This window comes from Streptomyces himalayensis subsp. himalayensis, from assembly GCF_013778455.1.
GTDB lineage: Bacteria > Actinomycetota > Actinomycetes > Streptomycetales > Streptomycetaceae > Streptomyces > Streptomyces himalayensis.
This window is the reverse complement of sequence record NZ_JACEHE010000001.1, coordinates 596,303-610,090: the sequence shown is the minus strand read 5'-3', so window position 1 is coordinate 610,090 and position 13,788 is coordinate 596,303. Positions and strand designations below refer to the sequence as shown.

The following is a 13,788-nucleotide window of genomic DNA, read 5'->3' as shown; positions in this document are numbered from 1 at the left end:
ACCGTACCGGCGACCGTGGTCTCGGCTGGGGGTTCGGGGGTTATCCCCCGAGAAATGCAGTGTCGATGTCCCAGAGCACCGCTTGGATCGGCATGAGACGACCGTACCGGCGACCCCTTCTCGGCTGGGGGTTCGGGAGCCCGCGGCGGAGCCGCAGATGAATACAGCCCCCCGAAAAGTGCGGTGTCGATGTCCCAGAGCACGCCTGGATCGGCGTAGGAGGACGTACTCATCCGAGCCCCCTCGTCATGCCCGGCCGTGGGCCTCCTGGGAGCGTCGTGACAGGGAGTCGATGACTACCGCCAGGAGCAGGACGCCGCCGGTGATCATGAACTGGACGGCGGCCTGGACGCCCATGAGTGCCATGGCGGACGCGATCGACTGGATGACCAGCATGCCGAGCAGCGCGGACCAGGTTGTGCCGCGGCCGCCGAACAGGCTGGTGCCTCCGATGACGGCTGCCGCGATGGCGTTCATCAGCAGGATGCCGGAGCCGGACGTCTGGCTGGCCGAGGTGATCCGGGAGGCCAGGAACAGGCCGCCGATCGCGGCCATCGTCCCCGACACCATGAACACGGAGATCCGCACCAGCACGACGTTGATGCCGGCGCGGCGGGCCGCCTCGACGCCGCCGCCGAGCGCGAACACCTGTCGTCCGTACCGCGTGCGGCGCAGGAGGTAGTCCAGGCCGACGACGACGAGGAGGAAGATCAGCAGAGCGAGCGGCAGGCCCTGGAACTGGTTGAGGACATAGGCCGCCGCAAGGGCGATCACCGCGAGGGCGCCGGTGCGGAATCCGAGCCGGCCGAGCGACCGGGACTCCATGCCGCCGGCCCTGCGGCGCAGGCTGTCACGGTAGGCGGCGAGGAAGAACGCGGCCGTGCCGAGGACGGCCAAGCCGTAGGCCACGGCCGCGTCGGAGAAGTAGTGGCTGGTCAGCTTGGCGACCAGGCCCTGGTCGTCGATGCTGATCGTCCCGCTTTCGCCGAGGACGTAGAGCATCAGGCCGTTCCAGCCGAGCAGTCCCGCGAGGGTGACGACGAACGAGGGCACGCCGACCCTGGCGAAGAAGAACCCGTGGACGGCCCCGACCGTCGTGCCGCAGAGCACCGCGACGATGACCGCGAGCCACTCGGGCATGCCCTGATGGACGTTGAGCACGGCGAACATGGCTGCCGCGAGACCGCTGACCGAGCCGACCGACAGGTCGATCTCGCCGATCAGCAGCACGAAGACGATGCCCACGGCGATCAGGCCGGTGCCGACGATGTCCACGCTGAGGTTGGACAGGTTGCGTGGTGAGAGGAAGTTCTCGTTGAGGATCTCGAAGATGATCCAGATCAGGGCGAGTCCCAGTACGACGGGGAGCGAGCCGAGCTCTCCGTCGCGCAGCCGGCGCCGGAATTCGTCGACGGCGCGCCCGACGTCCCCTCTGCGCACGAGCAGGCGCCGGCCGGCCGCGGCGGGCGCCCGCGCCTCGGGTCCGCCTGCCGTTCTGCCGGGTTCCGTGTTTCGGAATGTCTCTTTCCGCATCACAGCCACGCCTCCCCCGTACGCCCCATGCGGGTCCTGCCGGCGTTGTCCGTGGCACCGGTGATCGAGGAGATGACCTGTTCCTGGGATGTGGTGTTCACATCGAAGAAGCCGTTGTTGCGGCCGAGGCGCAGCACCGCGACCCGGTCGGCGACGGCCTTGACGTCACCCATGTTGTGGCTGATGAGCAGCACACCGAGACCACGGTCGCGCAGGTGGTCGATGAGGTCGAGGACCTGGGAGGTCTGCTCGATGCCCAGGGAGGCGGTGGGCTCGTCGAGAAGGAGGAGCTTGGGTACGCCGAGCAGCGAGCGGGAGATCGCGACGGCCTGGCGCTGGCCGCCGGACAGCGAGGCCACGGGGAGGCGGATGTTGGGGATTCTGATCGACAGGGTGTGCAGCAGCTCGACGGCGCGGCGCTCCATCTCCACCTCGTCGAGGACGCCGACCCTGTGGATCTCCCTGCCGAGGAAGAGATTGCCGACGACGTCGAGGTTGTCGCACAGCGCGAGATCCTGGTACACGGTCGCGATGCCGAGTGCCTGGGCGTCGTGAGGGCGCCTGACCTGGACGATCCGGCCCTGCCACTCGATGACACCGCTGTCGGCGGGGCTGACACCCGCGATGACCTTGACGAGGGTCGACTTGCCTGCGCCGTTGTCACCCACCAGGGCGATGACCTCACCACCATGGATCTCCAGCTCGACATCGCAGAGCGCCTGGATGGCGCCGAAGCGCTTGGAGACGCCGCGCAACGCCAGCAGGGGTGGAGCCCGCACAGAAACCATCTCCTTCTTCCGGGCCCGGCCCCCACGGAGGCCGGAGACCGGCCCTATCCGGTCAGTCCGGCCTTGTCGCAGGCAGACCTGAACTTCGGGGTGCAGATCTGGTCGATCGTGTAGAGGCCGTCCTTGACCACGGTTTCCTTGATGTTGTCGACGGTCAGGGAGACCGGCGTGAGCAGGACGGCCGGAACCGCCTGCGCGGTAGGGCTGTTGACCGTCGTGTGCTCGGCGATGCCGTCGAGGTTTTCACCACGGGCCAGTGCTACGGCCATCTCGGCGCCGGCGGCGGCCTGCGGCTCGAAGGGCTTGTAGACGCTCATGTACTGCTCTCCGGTGACGATGCGCTGAACGCCTCCGAGTTCGGCGTCCTGGCCGGTGACCGGCGGCAGCGGGTTGATCTTGTTGGCCTTGAGGGCGGAGATGACGCCGGCGGCGAGGCCGTCGTTGGCGGAGTAGACGCCGTCGATGTTGTCGGCACCGAGGGTGGAGATGGCTCCGGACATGTTGGTGTGGGCGTGCTCCGACCTCCAGCCGGGGTTGTCGTACATCTTGGCGATCCTCACCCTGTCCTCGAGAACGGACAGCGCGCCCTTCTTGAACGCGGCGGCGTTGGGGTCGGTCGGGTCGCCGTTCATCATGACGATCCGGCTGCCGTCCGCCTTGTCGCCCAACGCGTCGAGGAGCCCCTCGCCCTGGAGCCTGCCGACCTCCTCGCCGTCGAAGGAGACATATCCCGAGATCGGGCCCTCGGCGAGGCGGTCGTAGGCTACGACCCGGACGTTCGCCTCGTCCGCCTTCCTGACCGCGGGCTGGAGCGCCTTGGCGTCGACGGCGGCGAGGACCATCACATCCACACCCCTGATGATCATGGAGTCCACCTGCTGCTGCTGGGTGGCCACGTCGCCCTTGCCGTTGGCGTGCTCGACCATGCACTCGGCGCAGAGTTCCCTGATCTTCTTCTCGAGCAGCGGCCTGTCGTCCTTCTCCCAGCGGGCGGTGGTGGCGTCGGGCAGCAGCAGGCCGATCTTCAGGGCGTCCTCCGCCCTGTCGGCGGAGCCGCCGTCGCCCCCTCCGCAGGCGGCAAGGGCCACGGCCATCGACAGCGCGGCGATGGCGGCGGCTTCCCGCACGTAGGTCTTCATCGGAGGGACCTCCCTTGTCCTTCCACGGGGAGAAGGCCTGGTCAGGGTCCTCGGGACGGCAGCAGGCCGAGGGGTTCCGCAGCCGGTCCTGTTCCGGTCTCCGTGCCCGGGGGCTCGTGGGGGGGCACAACGATCTCGCTCCACACCTGCTTGCCACCGCTGACCGGCACCGATCCCCAGCCCGCCGACATCGCCTCGACGAGGAGGAGTCCACGTCCGCCGGTCGCCTCCCAGTCCACGATCACCGGCTTGGCCGGCGCGCGCGGAGACGAGTCGCTCACGGCGACCCGCAGCCGGTCCGCGGCGAGCGTGAGGTCGAGGCGTACCGCGCCGTGGGTGTGCACCAGCGCGTTGGTGACCAGCTCGGAGACCACCAGCAGCACGACGTCGGCCTCCTCGGCGAGGTTCCAGGAGCGCATGGTGCGGGCGGTGAACCGGCGCGCGTGCATAACGGCGTCGGGGAGTCGCCATACGGTCCAGCCGACCCGGATCGGGCGGACCTTCAGACCGTCGTAGCGCATGAGCAGCAGTGCCACGTCGTCCTCTCGCCGACTGCGGTCGCCGAGGAGGTCGTCGGCAACGTGCCCGGCGTCGGAGGGGTCGGTGGAGGAGAGCACCTGCTGCAAGCGGCGTAGGCCTTCGTCCAGCGGCAGGCTCGAGGACTCGACCAGGCCGTCCGTCGCCATGACCAGGAGCGTGCCCGGGGTCAGTCCGGCCGCGGTCATGGGGTACTCCGCGTCCTCGACCACGCCCAGCGGAAGTCCGCCCTCGATGGCCATCTCCTCGGTGGTGCCGTCCGGGTTGCGCAGCAGCGGTGGCAGATGCCCGGCCCGGACGAACCAGGCGTTGCCCTCCTCGATGTCCAGGTCGACATAGCAGCAGGTGGCGAACAGATCGGTCTCCATGCCGACGAGCAGCCGGTTGGCGTGCGAGACGACGACGTCGGGCGGGTGGCCCTCCACGGCGTAGGCCCTGATCGCGGTACGGATCTGGCCCATGATCGTCGCGGCCGCGGCGCTGTGTCCCTGCACGTCCCCGATGACCAGCGCCACATGGCGGTCGGAGAGGGATATGACGTCGTACCAGTCACCGCCCACCTGCAGTCCTCTCCTGGCGGGCAGATAGCGGGCGACGGCGACGCAGCCGGGCAGCTCCGGAAGGCGGCGGGGCAGCAGGCTGCGCTGGAGCGTCGTGGCGAGTTCCTGCTCGGCGTCGTACGTCTGCGCGCGCATCAGGGCCTGTCCGACCAGCCCCGCGGTCGCGGTGAGCAGGGACCGTTCCTCGGGGACGAACTCGTGCGGCTCGTCCCAGCCGACGAGGCAGACACCGGCTATCCGGCCCTGGGCCAGGAGCGGCAGTACGGCGAGTCCGCCCGGGCCGACGCCCGCGAGACCGGGTTCGAGCTCGGTGCCCGCGTGCCAGAGGCTGGGACGGCCTTCCCGCAGTGCGGCCTGCAGCGTGGGCAGGGCCTGCAGCGGTGCGTCGGGCCACTCGGAACGCCATTCGGAACGCCAGATCTCGGGCCAGGCGCTCGGCTCCGGCGGGTCGAGGACGGTGACCACCAGTCTGTCGGCCGCCTCGAGCCCGGCGAGTGCCACGCGGTCGGCTCCCAGCGGCTCGCGCAGGGCGATGGCCACCACGCGGCTGACGTCCCGGACGGACAACGCGTTGGCGAGTGAGGCGGCCAGCCGCTGCACCCGGGAGACCTCGTCGGCGACGGGGCGCAGAATGGATGCGTCGGCGACCACGCCCAGCACCTGCTCCGGTACCCGGCCGGGTCCACGGTCGCCGCCGGCCGGCACCCGGCAGCTCAGGCGCAGCCAGCGAAGTTCGCCGTTGGCGCAGCGGATACGGAAGTCCAGTTCGCGCCCGCCGACGGCCTGACGCGGCTCGACGACGGACATGAGCGCGGGCAGGTCCTCCGGGACGGTTTGTGCGAGCAGGGTCTCCACCCTGCCGTCGAAGGCGTCGGGGGCGACGCCGACCAGCTCCAGGACGCGTGCGTCAGCATCGATGAGGCCCGAAGCCGGCGCCAGGGTGAAGGAGCCGACTCCCAGACGGTCCAGGGCCGGGCCCAGCAACGGGCGCCGTGTGGCGGGGCCGCCCGCCGGGCCGTCGCGGGGAGCCGGGCCGTCGGCGTCCGTGGTGCTCGTGCCTGCTCCCTCTGAATCTCCGCGGCCCGGGACTCCGCTTTGCCGGCCTTCACCACCGGGGGCTCGACCACCGGGGCGGCCAGACGTGCCCTGGCCGCCCGGGCCCGGGGCGATCGGTTCAGCGGCCGTTTCGAGCCCGGCGGCGACCTCTTCGGCGTACAGCTCCAGAAAGCTGCGCTGCTCGGGAGCGAAGCCCTCCGCGGTGTCGCCGACGACGAGCAGGCAGCCCAGCCGCGTGCCGTCGGTCGCCAGGGGCAGCACGCCCAGCGATACGCCGCTCGGCAGGGTCGGAGTCTCCGAGCCGTTCTCCGTTTCGCGGTACGTGTCGAGTTCGGCGGCGTCCCACCACATGGAGCGGCCTGCGCGGACGGCGTCGGCGGCGGGTGAGCGGCCGGACAGGGCGTAGCTCTCGGGCGGCCCGTACCCGGACGGGGCGCTCGCGGTCCTCCCGCTCCTTTCGGCGAGATCGAGCAGCCGCAGCTTGTCGTCCTTGCCGGCCAGTGCGTAGACAGCGCTCAGTGCGACCCCGGCGAAGACCAGGACCTGGTCCTTCATGCCCGGCCACGGCGCCGAAGGGCGCGGACCTGCCTCGGCTGCCCCGGCCAGGTCCGCCCTCGGCCTCGGGAGCCCGGAACCGGCACCGCCGTCATCGCGCATGTCGTCACCCGACCTCCCCTCCATGCCCAGCGCGGGGGCAGGCAGAGGCCCGGAGATAAGCGGACGGCCGTGATGCAGGCTTCGGACGAAGCCATGCCTGAATCGCGCCGCCTCGAGGCAAGGCGCCCACACCATCAGAATGGCACCCGGTGGGGCGGGCTGCGAGGGCAGGCGGGGTCGGGCTGGGCTTGGTGCCCGGCCCTAGCCCGCCTGCCCTCGCAGCCGGAGCGGCCGCCCTTCCGCCGGGGGACCGCCAACTGGTCGGCACAGCCCATGTCCCACGGCGCCCGTCGTCGTGGGTTGTGCCCACCCTCCCCCATTGCCTTAGAGGTCCTCAGAAAATGGGTGTCCGATCAGCTCGAGGCGCCTGGTGCGTGCGATCGCAAGGCGCCGGAAGACCCTCGATGGGGGCACCTCCCATGCCCTTAAGGCAATGGGGCAGGAGCTCTGGGGTGTTCCGGCAACGCGGCGTGGGGGCATCTCCTGGGGGCACCCCCAGCGTTAGCTGGGGGTGCCCCCAGCGTTAGCTGGGGGAGTGCGTGCCAGGCGCCTCGAGCCGGGCGCCCATTTTGTCAGCACCTCTAAGGGCATGGCAGGTACCCCCATCGCCCATACGGAACGATTGCCCACAACGGTGCGCTACGCCGTCAGCTTCTCCAGGGCCCGGTCCACGCGAGCCAGGGTCTTCTCGCGGCCCAGGACCTCGAGGGACTCGAAGAGGGGGAGGCCGACCGTGCGGCCGGTGACGGCGACGCGGACCGGGGCCTGGGCCTTGCCGAGCTTGAGGCCGTGCTCCTCGCCGGCGGCCAGGACGGCCGCCTTGAGGGCCTCCGCGTTCCAGTCGGCGGCGGCGAGCTTCTCGCGGGCCGTCTTCAGGAGCGCGTCGGAGCCCTCCTTCATCGCCTTGGTCCAGGACGCCTCGTCCTCCACCGGCTCCGGCAGGAAGAGGAAGTCGACGTTCTGCGTGATGTCCGAGAGGACGGTCAGGCGCGTCTGGGCGTGCGGGGCGATGGCCTCCCACGCCGCCTGGTCGAAGTCCTCGGGCGCCCAGGGGGCGCCCGGGGACTTCAGCCACGGGCCGCAGGCCTCGACGAAGGTCTTCGGGTCCAGCATCCGGATGTGGTCGGCGTTGATCGACTCGGCCTTCTTCAGGTCGAAGCGGGCCGGGTTCGGGTTCACATCCGCGATGTCGAAGGCCGCCACCATCTCGTCGAGCGAGAAGATGTCGCGGTCGGGGGCGAGCGACCAGCCAAGGAGGGACAGGTAGTTGAGCAGGCCCTCGGGCAGGAAGCCGCGCTCACGGTAGAGGTTCAGGGACGACTGCGGGTCGCGCTTGGAGAGCTTCTTGTTGCCCTCGCCCATCACGTACGGCAGGTGGCCGAAGGACGGGATCTCTTTGGCGATGCCCAGTTCGATCAGCGCCTTGTAGAGGGCGATCTGGCGGGGCGTGGAGGAGAGCAGGTCCTCGCCGCGCAGGACGTGGGTGATCTCCATCAGCGCGTCGTCGACCGGGTTGACGAGCGTGTAGAGGGGTGCCCCGTTGGCGCGGACGATGCCGTAGTCCGGAACGTTCTCAGGCGTGAACGTCAGCTCGCCGCGGACCAGGTCGGTGAAGGTGATCGGCTCGTCGGGCATGCGGAAGCGGACGATCGGCTCCCGGCCATCGGCCCGGTACGCCTCGGCCTGCTCGGCCGTCAGCACGCGGCAGTGGCCGTCGTAGCCGGACGGCTTCCCGGCGGCGCGGGCGGCCTCGCGGCGGGTGTCCAGCTCCTCCGTCGAGCAGTAGCAGTAGTACGCGTATCCGCCGTCGAGGAGCTTCTGCGCGACGTCCTTGTAGAGGTCCATACGCTGCGACTGGCGGTACGGCGCGTGGGGGCCGCCCACCTCCGGGCCCTCGTCCCAGTCGAGGCCCAGCCAGCGCAGCGAGTCGAGCAGCTGGTTGTAGGACTCCTCGGAGTCGCGGGCCGCGTCGGTGTCCTCGATGCGGAAGACCATGGTGCCGCCGGTGTGCCGGGCGAACGCCCAGTTGAACAGGGCGGTGCGGACCAGGCCCACATGGGGGTTGCCGGTCGGCGAGGGACAGAAACGTACGCGGACGGGTCCGTTAGCCACGCTTGATCACCTTGTTGGTGAGAGTGCCGATGCCTTCGATGGTGACGGCGACCTCGTCGCCGACACTGAGGGGGCCGACCCCTGCCGGGGTGCCCGTGAGGATCACGTCGCCGGGGAGCAGCGTCATGGCCTCGGAGATGTTCACGATCAGATCCTCGACGGAGTGGATCATCTCGCTCGTACGACCCAGCTGGCGCTGTTGACCGTTGACCGTGCACTGGATCGTGAGGTCGGACGGGTCGAGATCCGTCTCCACCCAGGGGCCGAGCGGGCAGGAGGTGTCGAAGCCCTTGGCCCGCGCCCACTGCTTCTCGCGCTTCTGGACGTCGCGGGCGGTGACGTCGTTGGCGCAGGTGTAGCCGAGGATGACGTCCTTGACGCGCTCGCGCGGGACCTCGCGGCACATGCGGCCGATGACCACGGCCAGTTCGGCCTCGTGGTGCAGGTCCTGCGAGAAGGAGGGGTAGGCGATCTCGTCGCCGGAACCGATCACCGAGGTGGACGGCTTGAAGAAGGCGAAGGGGGCCTCAGGCACCTCGTTGCCGAGCTCCTTGGCGTGTTCCGCGTAGTTGCGGCCGAAGGCCACGACCTTGTTCGGGAGCACGGGGGGCAGCAGCCGGACCCTTGTTCTTGAATCAGAAGGGGCCAGCGGGACCTTCGTACCGGAGAGCTCGAAGTCCGCGAACGGGATGCCCTTGATGATGTCGAGGACGAGCTCGTCCGGCTTGTCGCCCTCGACCGCGCCGAAGGCGACGTTCCCGTCGATGGAGAATCTGGCGATGCGCACGGGATCCTTGCGCCCCACTTTCCGCTGGCTGGAGTCTGACGCTCCAGGCTAACGCGGCGGGGGCGCGCTCCTCGCGCCATCAGGGCGCGGCCTGGCCGGTGCCGACCCCGGGCGGCACCACAACGATGAGCAGAGCCGGAGAAAAACGGTGAGCAGAGCCGGAGAAAGCGGCTCCTCCGCTACGCCGCCGAAGTCCGTTCCGGGATCTCCATGAGAATCGTGCGGCGCGGGTTGGCCGTCTGCGTCGGCAGGTCGACGGGGTGCTCCGGCAGCTCCGCCGCGGTCGTCATCTCGTCGGCGTCCTCGAGGTGCGCCAGCGTCGTCCGCCGCGGATTGGCTATGTTGCGGAACATCATCGTCGTCTTCATCTGTCGCTCGAGACCTTGTCCATACGGGCGCCGGCGGCGCCGGTTGTCGGATTCCCCATCCCTGTAAAGCGCCAGGTTAAACGTGCAATTCCCAGCCACAGCCGCGAACACCCCTTGATGTTCATGTGAGTTTGCTCACGAGCGAGTGGGCAAATGGGTTAATTCAGGCCATCAACTCACCGCGATGAAACGGACATTGCACCACTGAAGGCATCATTCCGCTCCCGATCATGCCGACTGGGACAGTCCGTAACGGCCAGGATCTCGCGGCAAACGCCCGTTATGTACGGGAACTCCTTCTACGCCACGTAACCCATCCGTCACAGCAGGTGACAGGGGCCGTCCCCTGCCCCTCGGGCCTTGTTGGAGATCCTGCACTGTGCTGAAATTCGCGGGACCGCCGCAGATTCAAACCGGCGCGCTGGGGGCGCAACGCAGCGCCGAGCGGCGGTGGAAAGGGGAAGCAGCGCCGGTCACTCACGACCACCATGGGGACTCACCGCCCCACGACGCCGACACCGTCCCGCTGTCACAGGGGGGACGCCTGGTCCAGAGGTTGCGACGCTAGTGCAGGGACGTTTCAAGAGGGATGGCAGCGCTGCGGCGGAGCAGGAGCCGCACGGCGGGACCGACCGCGGCTCCTCGCCCCAGCACGCCCAGAGCCCCGGCCCAGGGCCGTCCGGCGACGGCGGTGAACGCGGAGCCCGCACCGGTGCGCCGGCCGCGGGTCTGCCCGCGTCACAGCCGAAACCGAAGGCCCCGGTGGGCCCGGGCTCTCGCATAGCCCTGCGCAACTGGCGCATCTCCACACGCCTGGTCGCGCTCATGACCCTTCCGGTGGTCGCCGCGACCTCGCTCGGCGCACTGCGCATCAGCGAGTCCATGGACGACATCCAGCAGCTCGACAACATGAAGCTGCTGACGGAAATGACGAAGCAGGCGACCGATCTGGCGGCAGCGCTCCAGGACGAGCGCGACCAGTCGGCGGGCCCGCTCAGTCACGGCGGCGACACCTCGGACTTCTCGGTCAAGGGTCCGCGGGAGACGACGGACAACCAGATCAAGGCCTTCGTCCAGGCCACCCGCGACATCCAGGACGCCGAAGACGGGCAGAGCCTCGACGGCGTACGCGACCACGTCCTGCAGATCCAACGCGAGCTGGCCACGCTCAGGAGCATCCGCCAGGACGCCTACACCGACCGGACCAACTCCTCCCAGACCGTCGATGCCTACAGCCGCCTCATCGAGCAGCTGCTGTCGCTCTCGACGGACATGGCGCAGGCGACGAGCAACCCGGAGATGATCCAGCGCACCCGCGCCCTGGCCGCCTTCTCCAGCGCCAAGGAGTACGCCTCGGTACAGCGGGCGATCATCGCCGCCGCCCTGCCGGCGAACGACAGCCAGGTGGGCAAGCTCTCCGAGACCGACCGGCGTTACGCGTCCGCCGCCGCGGACAACGAGGAGTCCGAGCGCACGGTCTTCACCAACATCTACAACAGCTACGGCGGCAACGCCGCGGAGCTGACGAAGCCCATCGACAAGGGCAACCCCACCATCACGGCCGCCAACGCCTACGCCAAGGGAGCACTGCGCGAGGGCGGTCTGCGCCTGCAGGACAAGCGTTCCTACAAGGACTGGGTCGACGCGGACTCCGCCAAGATCGACCAGATGGCGAAGATCGAGCTCACCCTGCTCGACCAGATGGAGCAGAAGGCCCGTGAGCTGCGGAACGAGTCCGAGCGCGAGGCCTACCTCAGCGGTGCGGTGATCCTGCTGGTGCTGGGCATCTCGCTGGTCGGCGCGTTCGTCGTGGCGCGGTCCATGATCCGCTCGCTGCGACGGCTGCAGGACACCGCGACCAGGGTCGCCCAGGACCGCCTGCCCGAGCTGGTCAAGGAGCTCTCCGAGTCCGACCCGCAGGACGTGGACACCTCCGTCGAGTCAGTCGGTGTGCACTCGCGGGACGAGATCGGCCAGGTGGCCGCGGCCTTCGACGACGTGCACCGCGAAGCCGTCCGCCTCGCCGCCGAACAGGCGCTGCTGCGGGGCAACGTCAACGCGATGTTCACCAACCTGTCCCGCCGCTCGCAGGGTCTGATCCAGCGTCAGCTGTCGCTCATCTCCGAGCTGGAGTCGCGCGAAGCCGACCCGGACCAGCTGTCCTCGCTGTTCAAGCTCGACCACCTCGCGACCCGTATGCGCCGTAACGGTGAGAACCTGCTCGTTCTCGCCGGTGAAGAGCCCGGCCGCCGCTGGACGCGCCCCGTTCCGCTCGTCGACGTGCTGCGCGCCGCGGCCTCCGAGGTGGAGCAGTACGAGCGCATCGAGCTGGCCTCGGTGCCGGCCACCGAGGTCGCGGGCCGCGTCGTCAACGACCTCGTGCACCTGCTCGCCGAGCTCCTCGAGAACGCGACGTCGTTCTCGTCGCCCCAGACCAAGGTCAAGGTCACCGGTCACGCGCTGCCCGACGGCCGCGTACTGATCGAGATCCACGACACCGGCATCGGCCTCTCCCCCGAGGACCTCGCCGCGATCAACGAGCGGCTCGCCTCGCCGCCCACCGTGGACGTGTCGGTCTCCCGCCGCATGGGTCTGTTCGTGGTCGGCCGTCTGTCGCAGCGCCACGGCATCCGCATTCAGCTGCGTCCGTCCGACTCGGGTGGTACGACCGCGCTGGTCATGCTGCCCGTCGATGTCGCCCAGGGCGGCAAGAAGGCTCCGGGCAAGCCGGGCCCCGGCGGGTCCGGCGGTCCGGCGGCGGCTCAGGCCGCCGCGGGCGCTGCCGCCGCACGCCGCGGGGTCGGCGCCGGTGCCTCCGGGGCCCCGAACGCGGGCCGGCTGGGTGCCGGTCCGGCGCCTCGCGGGCAGGTCGGCGCCGGAGCGGGTCCCCGCGCGGCGCTGCCGTCGCGTGACCCGGAGCCCGGGCGCCCGGGCCCGCAGTCCGGGCCCGGAGGCGGCGGTCTTTTCGGCGGCCCGCAGGACGGCCCCTCGTCCCCATCGCAGCAGGGCCCGGGCAGGCCCGCCCCCGCCGGTGCCGGTGCCGGTGCCGGTGCGGGCATGCTCCGGCAGGGTCCGCCGCACAGCGGTCCCCGGGCGGCCCAGACACATGCCGAATCCGCCGACGACGGACGCACGCCCCAGCTGCCGCCGCGCGGCGGCCCGCGCGCCGAGCTGCCCGGCGGCAACCCCAAGCCCCGGGTCCCGAGCGCGCCGGCCTGGAGCAACGACACCGGTCAGCCGGCCGCGTCCCGCGCCTCGCTCGACACCCCCCGCGGGCACGAGGAGCCGGAGTCCACGGCGCCGATCCCTCGCGTGGACGGCCGTCAGGGCCCCGGCCCCGGTGCGCGCTACCCGAGCCCGGTCCCCGACGACCGCCAGGGCCCCGGCTCCACCGCGGAGTTCGCGCGCCCCGACTTCGACGGTCCGCGCCCCGGCAGCCAGCACCCTCAGGGCCCCGGCGCCAACGCGCCCGGCCACACCGGCCAGTTCGTCCGTCCGGACGTCTTCGGCGACCCGAACCCGTCCGGCACCGGCCAGTTCCCGGTGCAGGGCTACCAGACTCCCCAGCACGCAGCTCAGGACAGCGCCTCCACGGGGCAGTTCGAGCGGCCCGGCACCAACGGCGCAGAGCCGCGCGGCGGCCGGGAAGGCTTCGGCACCCGGGGCGGCCACAGCGCCCCGCGGCCGCCGGCCCCCCGCGCGGACCGCGTTCCGCAGCAGCCCTCGGGCCCCGTACGGGAGCCCGAAGCCCTGCCGCCGGCCGGCCCCGGTGACGGCCGGACGCCGCTGTACGACACGCTCGAGACCAACTGGTTCCGCGGCCAGCAGGGCGGCGGCGATCAGCCGACCGACCCGCAGCAGCGTCCGCCCCAGCCGCAGGCACCCGCTACTCCGGCCCCGCCCCGTCCGGCCCCCACGGCCGCCCCCCAGGCGGCCTCGGGCGGGCCCGCGACCACCGCTTGGCGGAGCACGCCGAACGACGAGCTCGTCCGGCAGGCCGAGCGGGTCCGCAAGCCCACCGCCGGCGGTGTCACCACCTCAGGACTGCCTCGCCGGGTACCGCGCGCGAACCTCGTCGCGGGCACGGCTCAGCAGCAACAGCACCAGACCGGTCCGCAGGTGTCGCGTGCGCCCGATGACGTACGCGGCCGGCTGACCAATCTCCGTCGGGGCATCCAGCAGGGTCGGCAGGCCGGTACCGGCCAGACCGGCAGCTTCCCCCGCCCCACTCACCAGCAGGAGCGTTAGTTG

8 protein-coding genes are annotated in these 13,788 nt (G+C 70.7%); 1 reads left to right on the top strand and 7 read right to left on the bottom strand.

The window, feature by feature from the left end:
- Positions 1 to 246: 246 nt before the first annotated feature.
- The 7 genes from H1D24_RS02625 to H1D24_RS02595 all read right to left on the bottom strand — a co-directional run bounded on the left by H1D24_RS02625 (position 247) and on the right by H1D24_RS02595 (position 9,537).
- Positions 247 to 1,533: a sugar ABC transporter permease gene (locus H1D24_RS02625; protein ID WP_181655669.1), complete on the bottom strand. Its 1,287-nt coding sequence runs from the start codon at positions 1,531 to 1,533 to the stop codon at positions 247 to 249.
- A complete protein-coding gene (locus tag H1D24_RS02620; protein ID WP_181655668.1) occupies positions 1,533 to 2,321 on the bottom strand; it encodes an ATP-binding cassette domain-containing protein in 789 nt (262 codons plus the stop codon). Before H1D24_RS02620 ends, H1D24_RS02625 begins: the two co-directional genes overlap by 1 nt.
- Positions 2,322 to 2,365: 44 nt before the next feature.
- Complete coding sequence (locus H1D24_RS02615) at positions 2,366 to 3,460, bottom strand: sugar ABC transporter substrate-binding protein (protein ID WP_181655667.1); 1,095 nt, start codon at positions 3,458 to 3,460, stop codon at positions 2,366 to 2,368.
- A 41-nt stretch (positions 3,461 to 3,501) separates the two neighbouring features.
- Positions 3,502 to 6,168, bottom strand: coding sequence for a SpoIIE family protein phosphatase (locus H1D24_RS02610; RefSeq protein WP_181655666.1), 2,667 nt, complete (start codon positions 6,166 to 6,168; stop codon positions 3,502 to 3,504).
- Positions 6,169 to 6,909: 741 nt separating this feature from the next.
- On the bottom strand, positions 6,910 to 8,382 hold the full coding sequence (gene gltX, locus H1D24_RS02605) for a glutamate--tRNA ligase (RefSeq protein WP_181655665.1): 1,473 nt from the start codon (positions 8,380 to 8,382) through the stop codon (positions 6,910 to 6,912).
- Complete coding sequence (locus H1D24_RS02600; RefSeq protein ID WP_181655664.1) at positions 8,375 to 9,169, bottom strand: fumarylacetoacetate hydrolase family protein; 795 nt, start codon at positions 9,167 to 9,169, stop codon at positions 8,375 to 8,377. Before H1D24_RS02600 ends, gltX begins: the two co-directional genes overlap by 8 nt.
- A gap of 179 nt (positions 9,170 to 9,348) precedes the next feature.
- The gene (locus H1D24_RS02595) at positions 9,349 to 9,537 is read right to left on the bottom strand and encodes a hypothetical protein (protein WP_181655663.1); all 189 of its coding nucleotides are present in this window, start codon (positions 9,535 to 9,537) and stop codon (positions 9,349 to 9,351) included.
- A gap of 567 nt (positions 9,538 to 10,104) precedes the next feature.
- Here H1D24_RS02595 and H1D24_RS02590 point away from each other — a divergent pair.
- Complete coding sequence (locus H1D24_RS02590; protein ID WP_181655662.1) at positions 10,105 to 13,785, top strand: sensor histidine kinase; 3,681 nt, start codon at positions 10,105 to 10,107, stop codon at positions 13,783 to 13,785.
- Positions 13,786 to 13,788 lie beyond the last annotated feature (3 nt).